Genomic DNA, 25510 nt, shown 5'->3' on the forward strand with positions numbered 1-25510 from the left:
GCTTCAAAGGCTAACCCGCCCCGGAATACTTGACTGCCGCCGCAGCCCGCGACGGCACGTTGAGCGCACGCAACAACGACGACACATGAATCCGCACCGTGAACGGAGAAATATCCAGTTCACGGGCGATTTCCTTGTTGGTCTTGCCCTGGGCGATCAGCCGCAGCACATCCTGCTGGCGCGGAGTGAGGGCGGCGCCGGTTTCCAGTGGCAGCAGGCCGGACGGGGCAAACTTCACCAGCACTTCGCCTTCGCGGATCGCTAGGATTGCCTGGCCGATCTCGTCGGGGGTGATGTTCTTGCCGATGAAGCCATCAATACCGGCGGCCATGACCTCGCTGATCAGCGTCTCGTCATCGACCATCGACACCACGATCAGGGTGGTTCGCGGCAAACGCCGCCGTAGCTCCGAGAGCTGACTGACACACGTCAGGCCGGGGAAGCGCAGATCCAGCATCAGTGTGTCGGGTTCATCGCCGGATGGCAGCAGGGTGAGCACCGCCTCCAGATTGCCGGCTTCCTCGATCAGTGCTTGCGGCAACAGGCGCTGGACCGTGCGCACCATCGCTTCGCGAAACAGCGGATGATCGTCGGCTATGATGATTCGGCATGTCATGACACAACCCTCCCTGGGTCAGCATTTCTCACGGCATGCACCTTAGCACCGGGCGAAGGCATTGCCTGTTGGTTCGTGTTGTTTATGACGACTGCCGCACAAGGACGTTCCCCCCCATGAAGTTCGAGAAAAACACCGAGCTCGATCAGGCCAATCTGCGCATCATCATCGCCAGCATCGCGCTGGTTTACATGGGCGTGCTCGGCTTCCTGCCGGGCCAGCGCTTCGATACTTATCTGCCGGTGGTCACCTACATTTCCCTGTTTCTGCTGGCCTCCGTCGTGCTTCGTCAGGCCATCGTGCGCTGGCCGGGGCATTATCCGGCGCGGCGGATCTTCGGCATGATCCACGATTACACCGGCACCAGTTTCGGGCTGGTGGTCGGCGGCGAGGCGGCGTTGCCCATCTACGCCGTCATGGTCTGGGTCAATCTCGGTAATGGCATGCGCTATGGCTCGCGCTACCTGGCGATCGCCACGGTGTTGGCATTGCTGGCGCTGTTGGCGGTTTACCGGCTGACGCCGTACTGGCAGGCGCAACCGTTCATGGTGTTGATGCTGATGATCACCAGCACGGTAATTCCGGTGTATGCGCACCTGTTGCTGGAACGCACGCGCAAGGCTTCCGAAGAGGCGGTCGCGGCGAATCTGGAAAAGTCGCGATTCCTCGCTCAGGCCAGTCATGACCTGCGCCAGCCGATCCACTCCATCGGGCTGTTTACCGCGTGCCTGCGCGAATCGAGGTTGGGTGAGGAAGAGCGGCGGCTGGTGGACAGCATCGACCGCTCGCTGCTCAACGTGTCGCAGTTGTTTCGCTCGATCCTCGATCTCTACACTCTGGACAACGGGCGGATTCTGCCCCGGTTGCAGACGCTTGAGCTGGGCGAATGGCTGGCGGATCTGGTGCGCCAGAATGCCGAAGCCGCGCGATGGGCGGGTGTGGAGTTGCGCCTTCGGCCTTGTGAACATTGGGTGCGCACCGATCCGGCGCTGCTGGCGACTATGGTGCAGAACGTGCTTTCCAATTGCTTCAAATATGGCGCGCAGCGGCCGGTACTGATCGGTGTGCGCAAGCGCGGCGCGGGGTTGGTCATCGCCCTGTATGACCGGGGCAGCGGCATCGCCGAAGAGCATTTGCCCAGGGTTTTCGAGGAGTTTTATCGGGTTCGCCAGTTGCGCGACAAGGATGTCGAAGGTGTGGGGCTTGGACTGTCGATTGTCCGGCGTCTTGGGCAGTTGATCGGTGTCGAGGTCACGATCCGTTCACGGTTGGGGCATGGCACGGCGGTGACCTTGCACGGGTTGCCGCTGGCGCCGCGGCAGGTGCCGGTCATTCGTGAGGAGGCCCGACAAATCGGTCTGCTGACGGGGTTGAAGGTGTGCCTGGTGGAGGATGATCGCAACGTTCTGTTGGCAACTTCTGCGTTGCTGGAGCGCTGGGGCTGCATCGTGCAGGCCGAGTTGACGGGGCAAGGTCTGGTCACGGACTGCGACATCATCGTTGCCGACTATGACCTCGGCTCACACAGTACCGGTATCGAGTGCATCGATGAGATTCGTCGTCAGCGCGGTTATGCGGTGCCGGCCATGATCATCACCGGGCATGACATCGAAAAGATCCAGGCGGCCCTGCATGACCGGCAGATTGCCATTCTGTCCAAACCGGTACGCCCGGCCGAGCTGCGCGCGACGTTGCGTGCGCTGCGCGACCGGCAGACCGAAGCGGTCAGCGCTTACACAGATAGTCCTGCGTGATGGTGGTTTGCAGGCAGTTGTACTGGCCCATGGTGCGGCAGATGTTTTTCTCCGAGCCGGACACTTCGGCGCTCTTGTAGCCCCAGACCTTGCAGCGGCCTTCAGCGGTGGCCAACCCTTGAGCGGCTGAGGTTTGCCCGCTCTCGAACTGGCCCAGTTCATAGGAGACCTGGACGACGCCGTCGGTCTTGCTGCCGCCGGTGGCTTCCCATTGCTTGGGGGTGGCGCAGCCAGTGAGAACGATGGCTGCGAGGCTGAGGGTGGCGATGAGTGTTTTCATGATTGAACGCAATCCTTGGTGTTGTTGTTTTTCCAGGCACAACGATCCCGCGCACTGCGCAGTGGCAATGTTGGGGAATGTCGGGGGTTGCGAGGGACTATAACGTCAGGGAAGGGGGTGGTCGATTAGCACAAATGTGCTAGTGCGGCGCAATCGGCAGGCCGCCGATTGCGCCGAAAAGCATTACTGAGGACTGTTGAACTGATCTGAATAGCTGCCCGTCATGAGGGCGGAAGCGACCTGGTCAGAGCCTACGCCAACGCGAGCGGAAGCGAATCGACTGGCCCCCACTTTATCGCCGCCGTCGGAGGCGAGGGCGCCTGCGCGGACATGGTCGGAGCCGTCAGAGGCTACAGCGCCGGCACCAACGTGATCGGAGCCGTCAGAGGCTACAGCGCCAGCGCCAACGTGATCAGAGCCGTCAGAGGCTACAGCGCCAGCGCCAACGTGATCAGAGCCGTCAGAAGCCACCGCGCCAGCACCGACGTGATCCGAACCGTCAGAAGCCACCGCGCCAGCACCGACGTGATCGGAGCCGTCGGAGGCCACAGCCCCAGCGCCAACGTGATCGGAACCATCAGAGGCTACAGCGCCAGCGCCAACATGATCCGAGCCGTCAGAAGCCACAGCCCCGGCACCCACATGATCCGAACCATCCGAAGCCACAGCCCCGGCCTTGACATGATCCGCCCCATCAGACGCCAGCGCCTGAGCCTGCGCAGCCCAGACACTGGGCATCACCACAACCGTTGCCGCGACCGCCAGGACGACGCCTGACCAAAGCTTGTGTTTCATGATTTTCTCCACGACCCATCAGCCACAAAGCATCCGAGCATTGCCCGTCATTGGTTCCTCGACGGAAGGCTCGTTGGCCCGGGGTTAACCAGATTGGCGATTGGCACGGGCGCACCTCAAGGCGCACGGGTGTCGACGGTTTACATGAAATCCGGACAGCGAACTGAAAAGTATAGTTCGCCCTTGGCGGGTGGCAGGTCGAAGGGCCTTGAAGGCGATAGTCGGTTAGCTTCCTTGGAGGCAAGCGCTAGAAGAAAATCAGTCTAAAAACCACGCGGCGGATTGCAGCGTGTTTGCTAGGCTCAAGAATGTAGGCGAAGACGCAGACTGATGCGCAAGCGGATAGCGAGGAAGCGTTGGGCGCGTTCCGAAGGGTACACGGTTAGAAAGAACCCCGCGCTGGGTTCCAGCCCTTATGCCGTGTGAAGCAGCAGAGCACATTGCCTGTACTGTGAGAGTCCTGATAAACCTCGTAAGCCAGAGACCAGCACTGGCCGCCTACTCAAACACCAAAGCCCGCATCGTGCGGGCTTTGACGTTTTCGGGCTTTAGATACTGGCCAGCGCCTGCGCCAGATCGGCACGCAGGTCCTCGATATCCTCGACGCCCACCGACAGACGCACCAGGCTGTCACCGATGCCGAGCCTGGCACGGGTTTCGGCCGGAATGGTCGCGTGAGTCATGATCGCCGGGTGCTCGATCAGGCTTTCCACACCGCCGAGGCTTTCGGCCAGGGCGAAAATCTGTACGTTCTCCAGGAAGCGCCGGGCGCCTGCCAGATCACTGTTCAGATTCAGGGAAATCATCCCGCCGAAACCACGCATCTGACGCTTGGCCAGTTCGTGCTGCGGGTGTGATTCCAGGCCCGGGTAGTAGACGCGCTTGACCTGAGGCTGTTGTTCCAGCCAGCGAGCCAGCTCCAGTGCGTTGCTGCAATGACGCTCCATGCGCAGCGCCAGCGTCTTCACACCGCGCAGCGTGAGGAACGCGTCGAACGGGCCGGAGATGGCACCAACGGCGTTCTGCAGGAAGCCCAGGCGCTCGGCCAGTGCTGGATTGTCGCCAACGACCGCGATGCCGCCGATCACGTCGGAGTGACCGTTCAAGTACTTGGTGGTCGAGTGCAGCACGATGTCGAAGCCCAGTTCCAGGGGACGCTGGATCCATGGGCTGGCGAAGGTGTTGTCGGCCACGCAGATGATGCCGCGGGCTTTGCAGATGCGCGCGATGGCGGCGAGGTCGGACAGGCTCAGCAGCGGGTTGGTCGGTGTTTCCACCATCACCATGCGGGTGTCGTCCTGCAGCGAGGCTTCGAACGCAGACAGGTCGGCCAGATCGACGTAGCTGAAACGATGCCCGGCACTGCGCTGGCGCACCTTGTCGAACAGGCGGAACGTGCCGCCGTACAGGTCATTGCCGGACACGATGTGCGAGCCGGCGTCGATCAGTTCGAGCACGGTGGAAATGGTCGCCAGCCCGGAAGCGAAGGCGAACGCCTGGGTGCCACCCTCCAGGTCCGCTACGCAGCGTTCCAGGGCAAAACGCGTCGGGTTGTGCGAGCGACCGTAGTCGAAACCCTTGTGCACGCCGGGACTGTCTTGCAGGTATGTGGAGTTGGCGTAGATCGGCGGCATCAGCGCGCCGGTGGTCGGGTCCGGCGTTTGCCCTGCGTGGATCACGCGGGTGGCGAAGCCCTGAGGGCGGGCGTTCTTGTCGTGCTGACTCATGCGAGGGATCTCCGTAACTGATTGAGCATGTCGACGCGGGTGATCAGGCCGTGGAAGCCGGAGGCGTCGGCAATGATCGCCACCAGGCCGCTGCTGAGCACGGCTTCGAGCTCAGCCAGCGTGGCGCCGGGGGCGAGGGTTTGCAACTTGTCTGTCATCGCATGGGCGACGGGTTTGCTGAAGAGCGAGGCGTCTTCGTGTACGCGCACCAGAATGTCCGATTCGTCGATCACGCCGACCAGTCGTTTGCCGTCCACCAGCACCGGCAGTTGCGAAACGTCGGCCAGGCGCATGCGCTGGAACGCGGTCATCAGGGTATCGTCCGGGCCGACGCTGACGACTTTGCCGTCTTCGAAACGTCGGGCAATCAGGTCACGCAGATCGCCGTAGCGTTTGCGCTGCAACAGGCCCTGATCGGTCATCCATTGGTCGTTGTAGACCTTCGACAGATAACGCGTGCCGGTGTCGCAGACGAAGCTGACGACGCGTTTCGGCACGGTCTGTTCGCGGCAGTAACGCAGCGCGGCGGCGAGCAGGGTGCCAGTGGACGAGCCACCGAGAATGCCTTCGGCTTTCAGCAACTGGCGGGCGTGATCGAAGCTTTCTTCGTCGCTGATCGAGTAGGCGCTGCGCACGCTCGACAGGTCGGTGATCGACGGAATGAAGTCTTCGCCGATGCCTTCCACCGCCCACGAACCGGCGGTGCCGAGATGCTTGCTGCGGCTGTATTCAGCCATCACCGAACCGACCGGGTCGGCCAGCACCATTTCAAGATCCGGTTGCACACGCTTGAAGAAGCGGGTCAGGCCGGTCAGCGTGCCGGCCGAACCGACGCCGACCACGATGGCGTCCAGGTCATGCTCGGTCTGCGCCCAGATTTCCGGCGCAGTGCTGCATTCGTGGGCCAGCGGGTTGGCCGGGTTGTTGAACTGGTCGGCGAAGAAGGCGCCGGGAATGTCTTTCGCCAGACGGGCGGCGACGTCCTGGTAATACTCGGGGTGACCCTTGCCGACATCGGAGCGGGTGATGTGCACTTCGGCGCCCATGGCCTTGAGGTGCAGGACTTTTTCCGTGGACATCTTGTCCGGCACCACCAGCACGACGCGGTAGCCCTTGGCGCGGCCGACCAGCGCCAGGCCCAGGCCGGTGTTGCCGGCGGTGGCTTCAACGATCGTGCCACCGGGTTGCAGGCGACCGTCGCGTTCGGCGGCGTCAATCATCGCCAGGCCGATACGATCCTTGATCGATCCGCCGGGGTTCTGGGATTCAAGTTTGAGAAACAGAGTGCACAGGCCGGTATCGAAGCGGGTGATTTGTACCAGCGGAGTATTGCCGATCAGCCCAAGTACGGCAGGGCGTGATTCCTTTGACATTTCTTCACCTCTTTGTGGTGTTGATCGCGTTCCATTCGCGGGGGAAAAGCTCGCGTGCAACATAGGCTCAGACATCAACTGTCGCAACCATTAGTCAGCGTGCAATTCAGCCATTTCGATCTAACCATAGAACGAAATCAGAGAGGGGAAGGGAGCGATTTACAGAGGTTTACACAGAGGCGTCATTGAGTATTCAAAGGGCGTCTTCACCGTCGTGAAAAGCTTGATCTGGCAGTGAAAATCCTGCAGCGAAAATCGCTCAGTGATTGCTCATCAGACCGTGCAGAACCCCCAGCCGCAAACCCGGCTCGGACGGCACCATTTGTGCGATTCCGAAGACCTTGAAAGCCGCGAGCATCACGACAAGACCGCCGGGCAGAATGCTCTGGCGATGGGGTTGCAGGCCAGCCAGTTTCAGCTGTTGAACATTGCCGACTTCCAGCAGGCGCAACGACAGCCGCAACAGGCCGCCGTAGGTGATACCGCTCTGGCCATGATCGTTCAGGCGATTGGCCTTGAGCACTTTGGCGAGCATCCGCGCGGTGCCCGAGGAGCCGATCGTCTGTTGCCAGCCCTGGGCGCGATAACGGCGGGCGACTTTTTCGAATTGCAGGATGGCCACGCGTTCAGCTTCTTGCAGGGCGCCCGCACAAATCTCGCCGTTGCGAAAGTAGCGCGCGCTCAACGTGCCGCTGCCGATGGCGATGCTTTCAGTCAGCAACGGTTGCGAGCCCTGGCCGAGAATCAGTTCGGTGGAGCCACCGCCAATGTCGACCACCAGGCGCATGTCATCGGCGACCGGCAGGGTGTGAGCCACGCCGGCGTAGACCAGGCGCGCTTCTTCTTGCCCGGAAATCACATCGATACTGAAACCCAGATGCCGCTCCGCGCTGGCCAGAAACAACTGGGCATTGTCCGCCTCGCGTACGGCGCTGGTGGCCACTGCCCGCACACGGCCAGGCTCGAAACCGCGCAGTTTCTTGCCGAACCGCGCCAAGGCCTGCCAACCGCGATCCAGAGCCATTTCGTCGAGCGCCCGGCCGTCGAAACCTTCGGCCAGACGCACCGGCTCGCGCAAGGTTTTGACCTCCTGAATCATGAAGCCCTTTCTGCTGCGCACCGACTGGCCAATCATCATGCGAAACGCATTCGAGCCCAGGTCGATGGCAGCAAACAGCGAGGCGTCTTCTTTCATGGGAGTCCTTGCAAATCTTCCGTCGGGAGGCTCGGGACGGTTTGCGAGGATTCTGCCGTGGGTTCGATGACAACCTGATGACGCGCGCGGGGCGGTTCAATGAACTTATCGCTGTCATGACACTGTCATTATCGGGCGCCTATTCTTGGCCCCAATAAATCGCGTGCTTTTCATGATTTTGGCTGCCAACTTTGGCAGCTTTTTTTTGCCTGCGATTTGACTGGTCAGCGAAATTTGCAATTCCCAGGAATGCCCGATTAATATACGTTCCATATATATTCCATATCGGATTTTGCCATGGGCATCGTAAAGATTTCAGAGGACATGCACGAAAATCTGCGCATCTCCAGCAACGCACTCAGCCGCTCGATCAACGCGCAGGCCGAGCACTGGATGCGCATCGGCATGCTCGCCGAGCTCTATCCCGACCTTGATCACCACGCCATCTGCCGGTTGCTGATTCGCGCCGAGCAAGCGGGTGGTCTGGATCTGCAACAAATCTGTGCCCTGGCCGATGCCGCGCAGAACATCCCGGTTCAAGAGGCAGCCAAGGCATGAGAAACCCGATCAAGATCAACACCCAAGCTGAAATCGCCCAGTCGCGCGAGGCCGGCAAACTGGCCGCCGAGGTGCTGGCGATGCTGGTGCCGCACGTCAAGGCCGGGGTCACCACCGATCAGCTCGACCGCTTGTGCAACGACTACATCGTCAATGTGCAGAAAGCGATTCCGGCCAACGTCGGTTATCACGGCTTCCCGAAAACTGTCTGCGCCTCGGTCAACGACGTGGTCTGTCACGGCATTCCTTCGGGCCGGGTGCTGAAGGATGGCGACATCGTCAACCTCGATATCGCCGTCATCAAGGATGGCTGGTTCGGTGACACCAGCCGCATGTACGTGGTTGGCGAACCGACGCCCGAGGCGCGGCACCTGATCAAGACCACCTACGACGCCATGTGCGCCGGCATCCGCGTCGTGCGGCCGGGCGCGACGCTGGGCGACATCGGCCATGCGATCCAGACGCTGGCGGAGAAAGAAGGGTTCAGCGTGGTGCGCGAGTATTGCGGGCACGGGATCGGCAAGGTTTATCACGATGAGCCGCAAGTGCTGCATTACGGTTATCCGGAGCAGGGCTTGAAGTTGAAGGCGGGGATGATCTTTACCATCGAACCGATGCTGAATGCCGGCAAGCGCCATGTGAAGAACATGCCGGATGGCTGGACCGTGCTGACCAAGGATGGCTCGCTGTCGGCGCAGTGGGAGCATATGGTGGCGGTGACTGAGGACGGGTTTGAGGTGTTGACGGTTTGGCCTGATGAGATTGAGGGGTTTGCGCCGATCAGTTGATAGCGAGTCGCCTGTTTCCCCTCACCCTAACCCTCTCCCGGAGGGAGAGGGGACTGACCGAGTTGTCTTGCGCTCTACATCGACCTGAAAAACCGGGTTGATTATGGATTCGGCACAGCAATTTCAGGTCGGCGGCGATTATGGATTCACTTTAAGGCTTTCAGGTCGGCGTACTTCTCCAATATTCCCCAATCGGCCCCCTCTCCCTCCGGGAGAGGGCTGGGGTGAGGGCGGGCAGGCGACTCGGTGTTAATGAGCCCCCGCCGCTTTGTTCAAATCACTCTCGGCCCACTCGGTATAGACGCATGCATCCGCCGTCGCCCAACGCACCTGCACCGGATCCCCAGCCTTCAGCGGCATCCCCGTCGCCGACAACGCCTTCACCGTCATCGAAGTCCCGCCGGAAGTCACCACACTGCACGTCTGGCTCTCACCCAGAAACAAAACCTCGACCACCTTCGCCGAAACCTCATTCCAACCCGCCGCCAATGGTTCGCCGGCCGCTTGCTGCACGCTCAACGCCAAAGCCTTTTCCGGACGCACCATCAGCAGCACATCCTGCCCGGTCTGTAATCCAGCGGTGAGACGGATCGACAGCGACTGCCCCTCAAAACTCGCCGCCGCATTACCCTGCGCCTTGAGCTTGAGAAAGTTCGAGTTGCCGAGGAAAGACGCCACAAAAGCATTCGGCGGATTCTGGTAAAGGTCATAACCGCTGCCGAGCCCGACAATCTTGCCGTGACTGAAAATCGCGATGCGCTGGGACAGGCGCATGGCTTCTTCCTGATCGTGGGTCACGTAGACGATGGTGATGCCGAGACGGCGGTGCAACTGGCGCAACTCGTCCTGCAAGTCTTCACGCAGTTTTTTGTCCAGCGCACCGAGGGGCTCGTCCATCAACAGGATGCGTGGCTCGTAAACCAGTGCCCGTGCAATGGCGACCCGTTGCTGCTGACCGCCAGACAGTTGCGAAGGACGGCGATGAGCGAACTGCTCCAGTTGCACCAGTTTCAGCATCGCATCGACGCGTTTATCACGCTCGGCAGCCGCGAGTTTGCGGATCGCCAGCGGGAACGCGATGTTGTCGCGCACCGACAGATGCGGGAACAGTGAATAACGCTGGAACACCATGCCGATGTCGCGCTTGTGCGGTGGCACGTTGACCAGCGACTGGCCGTTGACCAGGATCTCGCCGCTGCTCGGGGTTTCGAAACCGGCGAGCATCGACAGCGTGGTGCTTTTGCCCGAGCCGCTGGAGCCGAGGAAGGTCAGGAACTCGCCGTCCTTGATGTCCAGCGAGATGTTGTCCACGGCGGCGAAATCGCCGTAGTGCTTGTTCAGGTTGCGCAGGCTGACCAGGGGTTTGTCGTTCTGCTGGGATGCGTCTTTGATCACGGCACTCATGTCGTACTCCTGGGCGCTCAGGCGCTGATTTCGTTGCGCCGGCGCAGAGCGGCGGCGATCACCATGACCAATACCGACAGGCCGATCAGCAGCGTCGAGGCGACGGCGATCACGGGCGTCAGGTCCTGGCGCAGGGTGGTCCACATTTTCACGGGAAGGGTTTGCAGGGTCGGGCTGGCCATCATCACGCTGAGCACCACTTCGTCCCACGAAACCAGGAAGGCGAAGAGGGCGCCGGCCACCATCCCCGGGCGGATTGCCGGAAAAGTTACTTTGAACACCGCTTGCAGGCGTGACGCACCGCAGATCACCGCCGCGTCTTCAATCGACTGATCGAACAGCTTCAACGAGTTGATGATCGAGATGATGGTGAACGGCAGCGCGACGATTACATGGCTGACGACGAAGGCGAACATCGTCCCGGTGTAGCCGAGCTTGAGGAACAGCGCGTACACCGCCACGGCGATGATCACCAGCGGCACGATCATCGGCAGGGTGAACAGACCGTAGAGCATTTCCCGGCCGGGAAAGCGCCCGCGCACCAGTGCAAAGGCAGTCGGCAAACCGAGGGCCACGGCACAGATCGTGGTCAGTACCGCGACCTTGAGGCTGGCCGCTACGGCGTTCATCCAGTCGGCGTTGGAGAAGAACTGGCCGTACCATTTCAGCGTCCAGCCCGGTGGCGGGAACACCAGCCACTGGGACGAACCGAACGACAGCAGGACAATGAACACGATCGGCAACAGCAGAAACAGCGCGATCAGGCCGGTGGTTGCGTACAGGCCGAAGCGCATCCGGCGGCTCATGGCATTGGGAGTCAGGAGCATGTCGGCTTACCTCGCGTTACTGGCGCCAACCGGGGATTCCGGCTGAAGCTTCAGGTAGAAGTAGAACAGCACCAAAGTGATGACGATCAGCAACGCGGCGCCGGCGCTGGCCAGACCCCAGTTGAGGAACGATTGCACCTGCTGAATGATGAATTCAGGCAGCATCATGTTCTGCGCCCCGCCCAGCAGCGCCGGGGTGACGTAGTAACCGAGCGACATCACGAACACCATCAACCCGCCGGACGCCAGCCCCGGCCGGCACAGCGGCAGGAACACCCGGAAGAAGTTGGTCCAGGGACTGGCGCCGCAGATCGAACCGGCCTGCAGGATCATCGGGTCGATGGCCTGCATGGTCGCCTGCAACGGCAGCACGATGAACGGGATCATGATGTAGCTCATGCCGATCACCACGCCGGTCAGGTTGTGCACCATTTCCAGCGGTTGATCGATGATGCCCATGGCCATCAAGGCTTTATTGATGACGCCCGAAGCCTGCAGCAACACCAGCCACGAATAGGTGCGGGCGAGGAGGCTGGTCCACATCGACAGCAGCACGATGTTGAGGATCCAGCGGCCCCAGCCCCGTGGCACCAGGGTGATAGCCCAGGCCAGCGGAAAGCCCAGTAGCAGACTGAACACGGTCACCAGTCCCGCCACCGAAAAGGTGTTGAACAGCACCCGAGCGTACGCCGAGTTAGCGAACAGTTGTTCATAGTTGCCAAGACCCGGCACCGGTTCCAGCACGCCGCGCAGCAAAAGCCCAATCAACGGCGCGAGAAAGAACAGGCCGAGGAACAGCAGCGCCGGCGCGAGGTTGCCGGCGCCGCGCCAGCGTTGCTTGAGGGACGGGGCTTGCGCCATTGCACTCGCCTTTTTGCCTTCAGCCGACCCGGCAGCGCTGGCGGCGCTCCCGGTGGCAGTGGAGGGACGGGACGCGGTGGCCGCCATTTTCATTTGACCAGCCATTCGTTCCACCGTGTCGCGATGGCCTGGCCGTTCTTGGCCCAGTACGCGAAATCAAGAGTGATCTGATCCTTAGCGTAGGCAGTCGGCAGGTTCGGGGCCAGCGTCGAGTCCAGACGCTGCACACTGTCGACGTTGACCGGGGCGTAGGCGGTGAGGTTGGAGAAGTCCGCCTGACCTTTGGCGCTGCTGGCGCTGGCCAGGAACTTCATCGCCGCGTCCTTGTTTTTCGAGCCCTTTGGCACCACCAGAATGTCGGCCATGACCAGGTTCTGTTTCCAGCTCACGCCGACCGGTGCGCCGTCTTCTTGCAGGGCATGGATCCGGCCGTTCCAGAACTGACCCATGCTTGCTTCACCGGACGCCAGCAGTTGCTGCGACTGCGCGCCGCCGCCCCACCAGACGATGTCTTTCTTGATGGTGTCGAGTTTCTTGAAGGCGCGATCCAGATCCAGCGGGTAGAGCTTGTCGGCCGGCACGCCGTCGGCGAGCAGGGCCAGTTCCAGCACGCCGGGGCTCGGCCATTTATAGAGGGCGCGTTTGCCGGGAAAGGTCTTGGTGTCGAACAGTGCGCTCCAGTCCTGCGGCTTGTTGGCGCCGAGTTTGCCCTCGTTGTAGCCGAGGACGAAGGAGAAGAAGAACGAGCCGACGCCGTAGTCGCTGACGAAACGCGGGTCGATCTTGTCGCGCTGGATCTGTTTGAAATCGAGGGGTTCGAGCAGGCCTTCGGCGGCGGCGCGCAGGGCGAAGTCGGCTTCGACATCGACCACGTCCCATTGCACGTTGCCGCTTTCGACCATGGCCTTGAGTTTGCCGTAGTCGGTCGGGCCGTCCTGCACGACGGTGATGCCGCTGGCCTTGCTGAACGGATCGGCCCAGGCCTGTTTCTGCGCATCCTGGGTGCTACCGCCCCAGCTGACAAAGTTCACACTCTCGGCGGCCATCGCGGCCTGACCGGTCACGCTCAGCAGTCCCGCAAGAAAGATCGCGGTTGCAGCTTTGTTCAACACCATTTTTACGCCCTCATTGTTGTGTTTTTGAGCGGGCTTGCTTTGTTGCCCGCCTGTCGGGAGCAGTAGCTGGACGGTTTTTCAGGTCGTCCGGTCTATGGAATATCATATTATGGTATTCCAAACTTTGTGCAAGCATTTTGCCGTACCGGCTATCTGTTGATTTTGGTTTTTTGGATGTGCTCGGCACGAGTTGTAGGGCGCACTTCAGATCCAGCCCCTCACCCCAGCCCTCTCCCGGAGGGAGAGGGAGCCGACCGAGTTGTTTTACCGCTATACATCGACCTGAAACTCAGAGTCGAACTCGAGTTTTGAACAGCATAGAAATCTGCTCCCTCTCCCCCCGGGAGAGGGCTGGGGTGAGGGCAGCATTAGTCGCTTGAAATGCAACATCCAATCACTCGGTGAACGGAATACTCTCGACCACCTCAAGATCGTAGCCGGTCAAACCGGCGTATTTGAGCGGCGGGCCCAGGTGACGCAGCTTGCCGACGCCCAGGTTCTGCAGAATCTGCGCCCCGGTGCCGACCTCCGAATAAATCCGCGATTGCGAACGACTGAACTGTCGAGGCGGCTGAGTCAGTTGCGGAATGCGCTCCAGCAGCGCCTGGGACGACTCATGATTGGCCAGCACCACCACCACGCCATGCCCTTCGGCCGCGACCCGTTGCAGCGCCGCCCACAACGTCCAGTTCGACGGCCCGCTGTACTCGGCACCGACCAGATCCCGCAGCGGATCGATCACATGCACGCGCACCAGCGTCGGCTCTTCACGGCGCAATTCACCCATGACCATCGCCATGTGCACGCCGCCCTCGATACGGTCTTCGAAAGTGATCAAACGGAACGTGCCATGCACCGTCGGCAACTCGCGTTCGCCGATACGCTCGATGGTGTGTTCGGTGCTCAGGCGATAGTGGATGAGGTCGGCGATGGTGCCGATCTTGATCCCGTGCTTGCGCGCGAAGACTTCCAGATCCGGACGGCGGGCCATGGTGCCGTCGTCGTTCATCACCTCGACGATCACCGAGGCCGGCGTGAAGCCCGCCAGCCGCGCCAGATCACAACCGGCCTCGGTGTGGCCGGCCCGGGTCAGCACGCCACCTTCCTTGGCGCGCAGCGGGAAGATATGGCCGGGCTGCACCAGGTCTTCTGCACGAGCGTTCGGCGCCACCGCAGCGGCAACCGTACAAGCGCGGTCAGCGGCGGAAATGCCGGTAGTCACGCCGACCGCCGCTTCGATGGAAACCGTGAACGCGGTGCTGAACACGCTGCCATTGCTCGGCACCATTTGCTCCAGCCCCAGGCGCTGGCAATGATCGTCAGTCAGCGTCAGACAGATCAGCCCCCGAGCCTCGCGGGCCATGAAACTGATCGCCTCGGGCGTGCAACGATCAGCGGCCAGCAGCAGGTCGCCTTCGTTTTCCCGGTCTTCGTCATCGACCAGCAACACCATTTTGCCGAGGCGATAATCTTCGATGATTTCTTCGATGCTGTTGAAGGCCATGCTGGACTCTCGATGTGGATGAAATTCGTGGTATACCATAATACAAAATCAACCAAGAGGTCACTATGAAGGCGTACTGGATTGCTCACGTGGACATCACCGATCCCGATCACTACAGCCAATACACCCAGCGCGCGCCGAAAGCGTTCGCCGAGTTTGGTGCGAGGTTTTTAGCCAGAGGCGGGCGCAGCGAAGCAATGGAAGGCCGGACGACGCCACAGCGCAGTGTGGTGATCGAGTTCGACAGCTACGAGCAGGCGGTGGCGTGCTACCGCTCGGCGGCGTATCAGGAAGCGAAGAGCTACCGCGAGGAGTGGGCGAGGGCGGAAATCGTCATCGTCGAAGCTATCGCCCCGCTTTAAGCCACACTACAGATCCCTTGTGGGAGCGGGCTTGCTCGCGAATGCGGTCAATAATTCAACGTTAATGGCGAATGACACGACGCCTTCGCGAGCAAGCCCGCTCCCACAGGGGGAGTGGTGATCTTCAACGCATAAAATGAATCTTGCCGCTGTCGTCATTGCCCATGTACATGCCATACACCCCGGCCTGGCGTTCCTCGATGTAGCGTTCGAGGATCTGCCGGATCGCCGGGTAGTAGATCTGCTCCCACGGGATGTCTTCGGGGGCGAAGAATTTGCAGGCGAGGGTTTCCGGGCCGTACTGGCCGGTGATTTCCAGCGCGAGGGCGCGGAAGATGATGTAGACCTCGCTGATCTTCGGCACGCTGAAGATCGAATACGGCGAGACGATTTCCGCGCGTACGCCGCTTTCTTCCCAGACTTCACGCAGGGCGGCCTGTTCGGTGGTTTCGCCGCTTTCCATGAAACCGGCGGGAAGGGTCCAGGTGCCCGGGCGCGGGGGAATCGCCCGTTGGCACAAGAGGTATTTGCCGTCCTGCTCGATGATGCAGCCGGCGATGATCTTCGGGTTCACATAGTGGATGTAGCCGCAGCCGCGGCACATCAGGCGCTCGTGCGTATCGCCCGGCGGCACTTGCTGACCGAGGTCGGCGCCACCGCATTTCGGGCAAAAGCTCGGGCTGAACATGTCAGTGACCTATGCGTGGTTCTTTCAGGGCGATGGGCAGGGTGATGGCCGGTGTGGCGCCGGTCTCTTCCTGTTTGCGCTTCAGATAATCGAGGGCCACCGCAGCGGCGGCGCGCACGTGATCGACGCACGCCTGGTGCGCCGCCAGCGCGTCGCCGCTTTTTATTGCCTCGACCATTTTTTCCATTTCCTGGTTGCTCGCGCCGCGACGGTTTTCCTGGGACACCGACGTCGCCCGCAGGTAGCTGATGCGCGCCTGCAACTGACGCAACTGCGTGGCCGCGACATGGTTGCCTGAGCCTTCGAGCAGCACGTCGTAGAAACCTTGCACAGAGTCGATCACCTGTTGCAGCTCGCCATCCTTGAGCGCCTTGCGGTTCTCGTCGAGGGCTTTTTCCAGGGCCTTGATGTCCTTGGCCTTGGCGCGCAGGGTGAACAGCTGGACGATCAGGCCTTCGAGCACGCAGCGCAGCTCATAGATGTCGACCGCATCGGCGAGGGTGATGATCGCCACGCGCGGGCCTTTGGCATCGGCGAATTCCACCAGGCCTTCGGATTCCAGGTGACGCAAGGCTTCACGCACAGACGTACGGCTCACGCCCAGGCGATCGCACAGATCGCGCTCCACCAGGCGATCGCCCGGCAGCAGCTGGAAGTTCATGATGGCGCTTCGCAGTTTATCCAGCACGATTTCGCGCAGGGTGACGGGGTTGCGATTGACCTTGAAGCTGTCGTCGAGTGGCAGGCGTTTCATGGGGTCCGCTCTTTAAGTTGGCTGTCCATGCCAGACGGGCATTCAAACAGCCGAGGGGTTAACTGGAGGCCTCGGCGTCGGCTTCGGCGAAGGCTTCACGGGCTAGCCGGAAACTGTCCACGGCTGCCGGGACGCCGCAATAAATACCGACCTGAAGCAGAATTTCGCGTATTTGCTCACGACTCAGGCCGTTACGCAAGGCGCCGCGCACATGCAGCTTGAGTTCATGCGGGCGGTTCAACGCGGAGATCATCGCCAGGTTGATCATGCTGCGCTCCTTGAGCGACAGACCCTCGCGCCCCCAGACATGGCCCCAGCAGTATTCGGTGACCATTTCCTGCAGTGGGCGGTTGAAGTCGTCGGCGTTCTCGATCGAGCGCTGCACATAGGCTTCGCCGAGCACCTGGGTGCGGATCTTCAGGCCTTTCTCATACTTCTCGTTACTCATAAGTCCTCCAGTCACCACAATTCCCTTGTGGGAGCGGGCTTGCTCGCGAACGCGGTAGCTCACTCAGCATAGATGTCGACTGACACGACGCCTTCGCGAGCAAGCCCGCTCCCACAGTGGAATCTGTGTGAATCTCTCAGCCCAGTGTCGGCAACGCGCCGAGCTTGCCCTTGTGATAAATCATCGGCGTCACCGGCTGCGCCGGCAGGATCAGGTTCTTCACCGCGCCGACGATGATCGCGTGGTCGCCGCCGTCGTACTCTCGCCACAGTTCGCACTCGATGATCGCCGTGGCTTTGGCGAGGATCGGGTTACCGAGCTCGCTCAGGTGCCACTCGATGCCATTGGCCTTGTCCTTGCCTTTGCCGGCGAAGGCGTATGCCTCGGCGGTCTGGTCAGCCGACAGCAAATGGATCGCGAAACGCTTGCTGTCGCGCAGCACCGGGTAGGTGTCGGAGGCGTAGTTGGGGCAGAACAGCACCAGCGCCGGATCAATCGACAGTGCACTGAAGGCGCTGGCGGTGATGCCGACGATGCCGCCGTCCGGGTCGAGGGTGGTGACCACCGTGACGCCAGACGGAAACGAGCTCATCACATCTTTGTAAATGCCGGGTTCGATCATGTCGCAGGACTCCTAGCGCATCACAAACGGATCAGGCATCGGTGCCTGAGAGAGGTTGATCCACACCGTTTTCAGTTCGGTGTAGGCCAGCACCGAATCGATGCCGCTTTCGCGTCCATAGCCACTGTTCTTGAAGCCGCCGATCGGTGCCATCGCTGACACCGCGCGGTAGGTGTTGACCCAGATGATCCCCGAGCGCACGTCCCGGGCCAGACGATGGGCGCGGCCCAGATCGCGGGTCCAGATGCCGGCGGCGAGGCCGAACTGCGAGTCGTTGGCAATCGCCAGCGCTTCGGCTTCGTCCTTGAAGCGGATGACCGAGGCCACCGGGCCGAAGACTTCTTCCTGCATGATTTTCATCGAGTTGCGATCGCACTCGAACAGCGTCGGTTCGTAGAACCAGCCGTCACCGACGCCACTCGGCCGCTTGCCACCCAGTCGCAGGCGCGCACCTTCGGCAATCGCGTCGGCCACCAGTCCTTCGACCACCGCCAGTTGCTGCGCGGTGGCCATCGGGCCCATTTCGCTGCTGTCGTCCTGCGGGTTGCCGATGCGGATACGCTGGGCGCGTTCCACCAGTCGGCTGACGAACTCGTCGTAGATTTCGTCCTGTACCAGCAGTCGCGAACCGGATACACAACTCTGCCCGGACGCGGCGTAGATCCCGGCAATCGCGCCATTGATCGCGCTGTCGAGGTCGGCGTCGGCGAAGATGATATTCGGCGACTTGCCGCCCAGTTCCAGCGACAGCTTGGCGAAGTTCTCGGCACTGCTGCGCACCACATGCCGGGCCGTGGCCGCGCCGCCGGTAAAAGCGATCTTGCGGATCAACGGATGGCGGGTGAGGGCGGCGCCGGTGCTCGGGCCGTAGCCGGTGACGACGTTGACCACGCCCGGCGGAATCCCGGCTTCGAGGGCCAGACGCGCCAGCTCCAGAATGGTCGCCGAGGCGTGCTCGGACGGCTTGATCACGATGGTGTTGCCGGCAGCAAGGGCCGGAGCCAGTTTGATCGCGGTCAGATACAGCGGGCTGTTCCACGGAATGATCGCGGCGACCACACCCATGGCTTCGTGCACGGTGTAGGCAAACAGGTCGGGCTTGTCCAGGGGCAGGGTGCCACCTTCGAGCTTGTCGGCGAGGCCTGCGGTGTAGTGGAAAAATTCCGGCAGATAACCGACCTGCCCCCGGGTTTCTCGGATCAGTTTGCCGTTGTCGCGGCTTTCCAACTGCGCCAGTTGTTCCTTGTTTTCAGCGATCAGGTCACCGAGACGACGCAGCAATTTGCCGCGGGCGGTGGCGGTCAAACCACGCCACGCCGGGCTGTCGAAGGCAGTCTGCGCGGCCTGCACGGCGCGTTCGACGTCGGCTTCGTCAGCGTCGGGCAGTTCGGCCCAAGGCTCGGCCAGTGCCGGGTTGAGGCTTTCGAAAGTCTTGCCGGAGAGGGCATCGACCCATTCTCCGCCGATGCACATCTGGAAGCGTGCGAGTGTCATGCAACGATCCCCTTTATATGATTTTGTCGGGCGTGTGCGGTTTCGAGAAATTCCAGCAACAGCTGATTGACCAGTCGCGGCGACTCTACCGGCATCATATGCCGTTGCTCGGGCAGCACGGCAACCTTCGCACCGGGAATGCGTGCGGCCAGTTGCTCGGCCATTTCCGGGGTCGATCCGGGGTCCAGCTCGCCGGTGGCGATCAGCGTCGGCGCCTGGATGCTGCCCAGGTCGTCGGCGCGATACATGTCCTGCGTGGCGAACAGTTCGTAGGTGGTCAGGTAACCCTGCGGGTCGTTGCCGGCCAGGGTCTGGCGGATCGCGGCGATCTGCGCCGGATTGGCCGCCTGATATTCACGGCTGAACCAGCGCGACAGCGCCGCTTCGGCATTGGCATCCGGCCCGTGTTCGGCGGCCTGGGCGGTGCGGGCGATGACGCCGGCACGCTGCTCTTCACTGCGGTTGAACACACTGTTGAGCACCACCAGGCTTTTCAGGCGCTCCGGGTAATGCAGGGCAAAGGCTCGCGCCACCAGACCGCCCATGGAAAAACCGATCACCGATGCGAGCGGCAATTGCAGGTGGTCGAGCAGCTCCAGTAACTGATCGGCATAACCGAGCAGGGCGGTGCCACTGGCCGGGCGCGGACTGGCGCCATGCCCGAGCATGTCGTAGGCGATCACCCGGTATTGCGTGGCCAGGCCAACGATCTGGCCGCCCCACATTTCTTTGTTCAGGCCCACGCCGTGGATCAACACCACGGGGTGGCCCTGGCCGGTCGCCAGATAACTGGTGCCGGCCGGGGTGAGTTCAGCGGTATGCCGAATCATGGAGCGCTCCTGCAATGCCTTCTTGTTTTGATTACTGGGCTTTTTCAGCGGCCAGTTCTTCCAGATCGATGTAGCGGTTGCCGATGCGCGGGTGCAGGCGACCACCGTCGGCGCAACCGAGCACCACAACGATTTCGTCGGCGCGCGGGGCGTCTTCAATCTGCATTTCCAGGGTGATGTAGTGCGAGCGCAGGCCTTCGTCGTCCTTGTGCATCATCGGGATCTGGATCGAGGTGCCCGGACCGCCGCGCTTGTTAGTGAAGCTCAGGTAGCTCTTGGCCTTGACCGCTTCGCGGTAGTGGTTGCCGAAGCGCAGGGTATGGATCACCGCCGAGGCGTGCTCGATCTCGCCATCGGCGCCGACCACTGCTGCCTTGCCGTAGGCCTCGATCTTCTCGGCACCGCCGATGATGCCCACCAGTCGCTCGACCATCATCGCGCCGAGGTCGGAGCAGTTGGCGCGGATCTGCGGCTTGAGGTCCTCGACAAAGCCATTGCCGACCCACGGGTTTTTCATCACGACAGCCAGGCCAACCATGGTCACCGGGGTGTCGGAAGCCTTGCCGCCTTCAATGAAGGTCTCTTCGACATAGCTGACGATCTTGCGAATTTCGAAACTCATGAGCTGCTCCGTAGGGGATAAAGAGTGTCTGTGCGTCTGATGGTATACCATAATACCGATCGTGCAAGTCCCCCTCGCAAGATTCCCGTCCATCAGTCGGACGAATGCCCGTGCATTCAGCCGCTGCTGTAATCCCTTTCGGTTAACAAAAGATAACGTTGCGCCGATTGTCAGACGTTTCGAATGCCCGATAGGATGAGCCAGCTTCCGAAGGGGCTCTGGATTGCGGGTTTCAGGACTATGCTTCTGACCAACCGTCGCTGGAGCACACTTGCGGCGCCCTTGAAGGCCGAATGGCCTAACAATAATAAATAGGGGAAGGTCTATGAGTCGTTGCCGCCCGCCGGCGTTTCGCAACACCGCGTTGCTGGCCACAGCACTCTCTCTGCTGGGCTTTGCCACCTTGTCGGCGCCCGTCCTGGCTGCCGAAGCGCCAGCCGATGTGGTCTACGCCATCGAATCGGCCAAGGCCCCGAAAAGCCTGATGCTCGATGTCGTTCACGCCGGATCCCGGCTGGTGGCGGTCGGGGATCGTGGGCACATTCTCTACTCCGACGATCAGGGCAAGACCTGGACCCAGGCCAAAGTGCCGAGCCGTCAGTTGCTGACGGCTGTGTATTTTGTCGATGACAAGCACGGCTGGGCCGTCGGTCATGACGCACAGATCCTCGCCAGCGAAGACGGCGGCCTGACCTGGACCAAACAGTTCGAAGATCTCAAGCGCGAATCGCCGCTGCTCGACCTCTGGTTCAAGGACGTCAACAACGGCCTGGCCGTGGGGGCCTATGGCGCGTTGCTGGAAACCACTGATGGCGGCAAGAACTGGCAAGACGTCAGCGACCGCCTCGATAACCAGGACCAGTTTCACCTCAACGCCATCGCCGCCGTCAAAGACGCCGGGCTGTTCATCGTGGGCGAACAGGGCGCGATGTTCCGTTCCGCCGACTGGGGGCAGACCTGGGAAAAAATCGAAGGCCCGTATCAAGGCTCGCTGTTCGGTGTGATCGGCACGGCCCAGCCTTCCACGCTGCTGGCCTACGGGCTGCGCGGCAACCTCTACCGCTCCACAGATTTCGGCAGCACCTGGCAGCAGGTCGAACTCAAGGCTGCACGCGGTGCGCTGGAATTCGGCCTGTCCGGTGCCACGCGGCTCGACGACGGCTCGATCGTCATCGTCGGCAACGGTGGCACGGTGATCAGCAGCAGCGACAACGGTGAAACCTTCAGCGTGTTCAACCGCCCGGATCGTATCTCGCTGTCGTCGGTCACTGCCGCCGGCAACGGCAATCTGATTCTCAGCGGGCAGGGTGGTGTGCGGGTGACTTCGCCGAACGGCGCCGAGCTGGGCAAATGAGCCGAATCAATAATAAGAAGGCGGGGCTATGACTTCCTTGAGCACTCATCATCAGGACAAGGCGACGTTTCTTGAACGCCTGATTTTCAACAACCGCCCGGCAGTGATCGTGATCTGCCTGCTGGTCAGTATTTTCCTGTTCTGGCAGGCCACGCTGATCCGGCCGTCCACCAGCTTCGAAAAAATGATCCCGCTCAAGCATCCGTTCATCGAGAAGATGATGGAGCACCGCAACGATCTGACGAACCTGGGCAACACCGTGCGCATTTCGGTGGAGGCCAAGGACGGCGACATCTTCTCCAAGGAGTACATGGAGACCCTGCGCCAGATCAACGATGAGGTGTTCTACATCTCCGGCGTCGACCGTTCCGGCCTGAAGTCGCTGTGGAGCCCGAGCGTGCGCTGGACCGAAGTGACCGAGGAAGGCTTTGCCGGCGGCGAAGTGATCCCGCAGAGCTACGATGGCTCCCAGGACAGCCTCGACATGCTGCGCAACAACGTGCTCAAGTCGGGCCAGGTCGGGCGTCTGGTGGCCAACGACTTCAAGTCGAGCATCGTCGACATCCCGCTGCTGGAGTCCTATCCGGACCCGCAGGACCAGGGCAAGTTGCTGGCGCTGGACTACCGCCAGTTCTCCCATGAACTGGAAGACAAGATCCGCAACAAGTTCGAAGCGCAGAACCCCAACGTCAAGATCCACATCGTCGGTTTCGCCAAGAAGGTCGGTGACCTGATCGATGGGCTGGTGATGGTGGTGATGTTCTTTGGCGTCGCCTTCGTCATCACCCTGATCCTGCTGTTGTGGTTCACCAACTGCCTGCGCAGCACCGTGGCGGTATTGAGTACCACGCTGGTGGCGGTGGTCTGGCAACTCGGTTTGATGCATTTCTTCGGGTTCGGCCTCGATCCGTATTCGATGCTGGTGCCGTTCCTGATCTTCGCCATCGGCATTTCCCACGGCGTGCAGAAGATCAACGGTATTGCCCTGCAATCGAGCGAGGCGGACAACGCACTGACCGCCGCACGGCGCACGTTCCGGCAACTGTTCCTGCCGGGGATGATCGCGATTCTGGCGGATGCGGTGGGCTTCATCACACTGCTGATCATCGACATCGGCGTGATCCGTGAATTGGCCATCGGCGCGTCCATCGGCGTGGCGGTAATCGTGTTCACTAACCTGATTCTGCTGCCGGTGGCGATTTCCTATGTGGGCATCAGCAAGCGTGCGGTGGCCAAGAGCAAGAAGGACGCGAACCGCGAACACCCGTTCTGGCGCCTGCTGTCGAATTTCGCCAGCCCGAAAGTCGCACCGGTTTCAATCGCGCTGGCCCTGATCGCCTTCGGTGGCGGCCTTTGGTACAGCCAGAACCTGAAGATCGGCGACCTTGATCAGGGCGCGCCGGAACTGCGTCCGGACTCGCGCTACAACAAGGACAACAACTTCATCATCAACAACTACTCCACCAGTTCCGACGTCCTGGTGGTGATGGTCAAGACCAAGTCCGAAGGCTGCTCGCGCTACGAGGCCATGGCGCCGATCGATGAGCTGATGTGGAAGATGCAGAACACCGAGGGCGTGCAGTCGGCGATCTCGCTGGTGACCGTGTCCAAGCAGATGATCAAGGGCATGAACGAGGGCAACCTGAAATGGGAAACCCTGTCGCGCAACCCGGATGTGCTGAACAACTCCATCGCCCGTGCCGACGGTCTGTACAACAACAGTTGTTCGCTGGCGCCGGTGCTGGTGTTCCTCAACGATCACAAGGCCGAAACCCTGGATCGTGCGGTGAAAGCCGTGCAGGAGTTCGCCAAGGACAACAACAAGGACGGCCTGGAATTCATCCTCGCGGCCGGTAACGCCGGGATCGAAGCGGCCACCAACGAGGTCATCAAGCAGGCCGAACTGACTATCCTGGTGCTGGTGTACATCTGCGTGGCGGTGATGTGCATGATCACCTTCCGCTCCTGGGCGGCGACCCTGTGCATCGTGCTGCCGCTGGTGCTGACGTCGGTGCTGGGCAACGCGCTGATGGCGTTCATGGGCATCGGCGTGAAGGTTGCGACGCTGCCGGTGGTGGCGCTGGGCGTGGGGATCGGCGTGGACTACGGCATTTACATCTACAGCCGTCTGGAAAGTTTCCTGCGTGCCGGCCTGCCGTTGCAGGAAGCCTATTACCAGACCCTGAAATCCACCGGTAAAGCGGTGCTGTTCACCGGCCTGTGCCTGGCCATCGGCGTATGCACCTGGATCTTCTCGGCGATCAAGTTCCAGGCCGACATGGGGCTGATGCTGACCTTCATGCTGCTGTGGAACATGTTCGGTGCGCTGTGGCTGCTGCCGGCGTTGGCCAAGTTCCTGATCAAGCCTGAGAAGCTGGCGGGGCAGAAGGGGAATTCTCTGTTTGCTCACTGATCCTGTTGGCTGAAATGAAAAAGCCGCAACCTTCGGGTTGCGGCTTTTTTATGGAGCAAGATCAAAAGCCCCTCACCCTAGCCCTCTCCCGGGGGGAGAGGGGACCGATCCGGGGATATTGGAGATCTACGCCGACTTGATCGACCTGCTTTGAATCCATAATCGACTCGGTTTTTCAGGTCGATGTATTACGCAAGACATCGCGGTCAGTTCCCTCTCCCCCCGGGAGAGGGCTAGGGTGAGGGCAAGCGGTCTCAAGGCTTAAGAGAGTTCAGCGCCAAGCACAACACTCAAAGCACTCCGCGCATCATCCAACTGCACCAGCGTCGCATGCCGAGCCCCCAACGCATCCCGGTTCTCGATCGCGGTCAGAATCGCCTTATGCCGGGGCAACGCCAGCTCATGCAGATTCGGCCGCTGATTCGAATGCTTCAACGCCTCGGCAATCGCCACCGACAGCATGTTGCACAGGTTCGCCAGCAAGTCGTTATGGGTCGCATCGGCGATGCGGCTGTGGAAATCCAGATCCGGTTGCAGCAAGGCCTCCGGCGTCGGCGCGGCTTCCATGCGTTGGTAGGCTTCGCCGATGGCTGCGATGTCGGCATCGGTCGCATGTTGGGCGGCGAGGGCGGCGGCGGCCGGTTCGATGATGCTGCGCACGCTGGTCAGCACATTGAAGAATTCATTCTGCGGGCTGCTTTGCATCAGCCAGTGCAATACGTCCGGGTCGAGCATGTGCCATTCGCGGCGCGGCTTGACTACGGTGCCGACACGCGGCTTCGAGTACACCAGCCCCTTGGCCACCAGCACCCGCGTGGCTTCGCGCAACACCGGCCGACTGACCGCGTACTCCTCGCAGAGCAAGGCTTCGGCGGGCAGTTTGTCGTCGGGCAGAAAGCGGCCGGAGACGATCTGCATGCCCAGTTCCTGGACGATGCGCGAGTGCATGCTTTTGCGGTCGGAAGGTTTGCGGTAATCCATGGGGAACGGCGCGATCCTGAACGATGGAGATGCCGCGCATCATAGCAGGCACCACACAATCTTGAGGCAGATACAGAGCAAATGTGGGAGCGGTCTTGCTCGCGAAAGCGGTGTGTCAGAAAAACACAGGTTGTTGACACTCCAC

General features: G+C 61.3%; 24 protein-coding genes. 6 read left to right on the top strand and 18 right to left on the bottom strand.

The window, feature by feature from the left end; all coding sequences use genetic code 11:
• Window positions 1–10: 10 nt before the first annotated feature.
• On the bottom strand, window positions 11–616 hold the full coding sequence (locus tag ACW9HX_RS21975; RefSeq protein WP_457382226.1) for a LuxR C-terminal-related transcriptional regulator: 606 nt from the start codon (window positions 614–616) through the stop codon (window positions 11–13).
• A gap of 116 nt (window positions 617–732) precedes the next feature.
• On the opposite strand from ACW9HX_RS21975, the gene ACW9HX_RS21980 reads away from it, so the two are divergent.
• The gene (locus ACW9HX_RS21980; protein ID WP_457382227.1) at window positions 733–2370 is read left to right on the top strand and encodes an ATP-binding response regulator; all 1638 of its coding nucleotides are present in this window, start codon (window positions 733–735) and stop codon (window positions 2368–2370) included.
• Here ACW9HX_RS21980 and yecR read toward each other — a convergent pair.
• The 4 genes from yecR to ACW9HX_RS22000 all read right to left on the bottom strand — a co-directional run bounded on the left by yecR (window position 2342) and on the right by ACW9HX_RS22000 (window position 7740).
• Window positions 2342–2650 (bottom strand): YecR family lipoprotein, encoded by a 309-nt coding sequence (gene yecR, locus ACW9HX_RS21985; protein ID WP_119426270.1) that lies wholly within the window; start codon window positions 2648–2650, stop codon window positions 2342–2344. The two genes, ACW9HX_RS21980 and yecR, sit on opposite strands and share 29 nt — an antisense overlap.
• Before the next feature lie 1343 nt (window positions 2651–3993).
• The gene (locus ACW9HX_RS21990) at window positions 3994–5172 is read right to left on the bottom strand and encodes a cystathionine gamma-synthase (protein ID WP_457382228.1); all 1179 of its coding nucleotides are present in this window, start codon (window positions 5170–5172) and stop codon (window positions 3994–3996) included.
• Window positions 5169–6545: a pyridoxal-phosphate dependent enzyme gene (locus ACW9HX_RS21995; protein WP_457382229.1), complete on the bottom strand. Its 1377-nt coding sequence runs from the start codon at window positions 6543–6545 to the stop codon at window positions 5169–5171. The genes ACW9HX_RS21990 and ACW9HX_RS21995 overlap by 4 nt, the downstream gene beginning before the upstream one ends.
• 259 nt (window positions 6546–6804) lie before the next feature.
• Window positions 6805–7740, bottom strand: coding sequence for a Ppx/GppA phosphatase family protein (locus tag ACW9HX_RS22000; RefSeq protein ID WP_457382230.1), 936 nt, complete (start codon window positions 7738–7740; stop codon window positions 6805–6807).
• A 297-nt stretch (window positions 7741–8037) separates the two neighbouring features.
• On the opposite strand from ACW9HX_RS22000, the gene ACW9HX_RS22005 reads away from it, so the two are divergent.
• Together ACW9HX_RS22005 and map are read left to right on the top strand one after the other, a co-directional pair.
• Window positions 8038–8298, top strand: coding sequence for a ParD-like family protein (locus ACW9HX_RS22005; RefSeq protein WP_085711344.1), 261 nt, complete (start codon window positions 8038–8040; stop codon window positions 8296–8298).
• Window positions 8295–9086 (top strand): type I methionyl aminopeptidase, encoded by a 792-nt coding sequence (map, locus tag ACW9HX_RS22010; RefSeq protein WP_457382231.1) that lies wholly within the window; start codon window positions 8295–8297, stop codon window positions 9084–9086. The genes ACW9HX_RS22005 and map overlap by 4 nt, the downstream gene beginning before the upstream one ends.
• 249 nt (window positions 9087–9335) lie before the next feature.
• Here the strand turns inward: map and ACW9HX_RS22015 are convergent, their stop codons facing one another.
• The 5 genes from ACW9HX_RS22015 to ribBA all read right to left on the bottom strand — a co-directional run bounded on the left by ACW9HX_RS22015 (window position 9336) and on the right by ribBA (window position 14797).
• On the bottom strand, window positions 9336–10490 hold the full coding sequence (locus ACW9HX_RS22015) for an ABC transporter ATP-binding protein (protein ID WP_457382232.1): 1155 nt from the start codon (window positions 10488–10490) through the stop codon (window positions 9336–9338).
• Window positions 10491–10507: 17 nt separating this feature from the next.
• Window positions 10508–11317: an ABC transporter permease gene (locus tag ACW9HX_RS22020; protein ID WP_457382233.1), complete on the bottom strand. Its 810-nt coding sequence runs from the start codon at window positions 11315–11317 to the stop codon at window positions 10508–10510.
• A 6-nt stretch (window positions 11318–11323) separates the two neighbouring features.
• On the bottom strand, window positions 11324–12271 hold the full coding sequence (locus tag ACW9HX_RS22025) for an ABC transporter permease (RefSeq protein ID WP_457382242.1): 948 nt from the start codon (window positions 12269–12271) through the stop codon (window positions 11324–11326).
• Complete coding sequence (locus ACW9HX_RS22030; RefSeq protein WP_457382234.1) at window positions 12268–13293, bottom strand: ABC transporter substrate-binding protein; 1026 nt, start codon at window positions 13291–13293, stop codon at window positions 12268–12270. The genes ACW9HX_RS22025 and ACW9HX_RS22030 overlap by 4 nt, the downstream gene beginning before the upstream one ends.
• Window positions 13294–13687: 394 nt before the next feature.
• Window positions 13688–14797 (bottom strand): bifunctional 3,4-dihydroxy-2-butanone-4-phosphate synthase/GTP cyclohydrolase II, encoded by a 1110-nt coding sequence (gene ribBA / locus ACW9HX_RS22035; RefSeq protein WP_064597259.1) that lies wholly within the window; start codon window positions 14795–14797, stop codon window positions 13688–13690.
• A gap of 65 nt (window positions 14798–14862) precedes the next feature.
• On the opposite strand from ribBA, the gene ACW9HX_RS22040 reads away from it, so the two are divergent.
• Window positions 14863–15159, top strand: a complete 297-nt coding sequence (locus ACW9HX_RS22040; protein ID WP_457382235.1) for a DUF1330 domain-containing protein — start codon at window positions 14863–14865, stop codon at window positions 15157–15159.
• Window positions 15160–15283: 124 nt separating this feature from the next.
• On the opposite strand, the gene ACW9HX_RS22045 is transcribed toward ACW9HX_RS22040, so the two are convergent.
• The 7 genes from ACW9HX_RS22045 to ACW9HX_RS22075 form a co-directional block, all read right to left on the bottom strand.
• Window positions 15284–15847, bottom strand: a complete 564-nt coding sequence (locus ACW9HX_RS22045) for an NUDIX hydrolase (RefSeq protein ID WP_007957402.1) — start codon at window positions 15845–15847, stop codon at window positions 15284–15286.
• A 1-nt stretch (window position 15848) separates the two neighbouring features.
• The gene (locus ACW9HX_RS22050; RefSeq protein WP_074688591.1) at window positions 15849–16601 is read right to left on the bottom strand and encodes a GntR family transcriptional regulator; all 753 of its coding nucleotides are present in this window, start codon (window positions 16599–16601) and stop codon (window positions 15849–15851) included.
• A gap of 58 nt (window positions 16602–16659) precedes the next feature.
• On the bottom strand, window positions 16660–17049 hold the full coding sequence (locus tag ACW9HX_RS22055; protein WP_457382236.1) for a carboxymuconolactone decarboxylase family protein: 390 nt from the start codon (window positions 17047–17049) through the stop codon (window positions 16660–16662).
• Between the two features lie 136 nt (window positions 17050–17185).
• Window positions 17186–17671 (bottom strand): flavin reductase family protein, encoded by a 486-nt coding sequence (locus ACW9HX_RS22060; RefSeq protein ID WP_127798405.1) that lies wholly within the window; start codon window positions 17669–17671, stop codon window positions 17186–17188.
• 12 nt (window positions 17672–17683) lie between these two features.
• Window positions 17684–19165, bottom strand: coding sequence for an aldehyde dehydrogenase (locus tag ACW9HX_RS22065; RefSeq protein ID WP_085603065.1), 1482 nt, complete (start codon window positions 19163–19165; stop codon window positions 17684–17686).
• Window positions 19162–19995, bottom strand: a complete 834-nt coding sequence (locus ACW9HX_RS22070) for an alpha/beta fold hydrolase (protein WP_457382237.1) — start codon at window positions 19993–19995, stop codon at window positions 19162–19164. Before ACW9HX_RS22070 ends, ACW9HX_RS22065 begins: the two co-directional genes overlap by 4 nt.
• 31 nt (window positions 19996–20026) lie before the next feature.
• Window positions 20027–20617, bottom strand: a complete 591-nt coding sequence (locus tag ACW9HX_RS22075; RefSeq protein ID WP_007957412.1) for an amino acid synthesis family protein — start codon at window positions 20615–20617, stop codon at window positions 20027–20029.
• Window positions 20618–20942: 325 nt separating this feature from the next.
• Here ACW9HX_RS22075 and ACW9HX_RS22080 point away from each other — a divergent pair, with 325 nt between their 5' ends.
• Window positions 20943–21971: a WD40/YVTN/BNR-like repeat-containing protein gene (locus tag ACW9HX_RS22080; RefSeq protein WP_457382238.1), complete on the top strand. Its 1029-nt coding sequence runs from the start codon at window positions 20943–20945 to the stop codon at window positions 21969–21971.
• 28 nt (window positions 21972–21999) lie between these two features.
• On the top strand, window positions 22000–24384 hold the full coding sequence (locus ACW9HX_RS22085; protein ID WP_457382239.1) for an efflux RND transporter permease subunit: 2385 nt from the start codon (window positions 22000–22002) through the stop codon (window positions 24382–24384).
• Window positions 24385–24645: 261 nt separating this feature from the next.
• On the opposite strand, the gene ACW9HX_RS22090 is transcribed toward ACW9HX_RS22085, so the two are convergent.
• A complete protein-coding gene (locus ACW9HX_RS22090) occupies window positions 24646–25365 on the bottom strand; it encodes a FadR/GntR family transcriptional regulator (protein WP_457382240.1) in 720 nt (239 codons plus the stop codon).
• Between the last annotated feature and the right edge of the window lie 145 nt (window positions 25366–25510).

The organism is Pseudomonas sp. SDO52101_S400 (genome assembly GCF_054071635.1).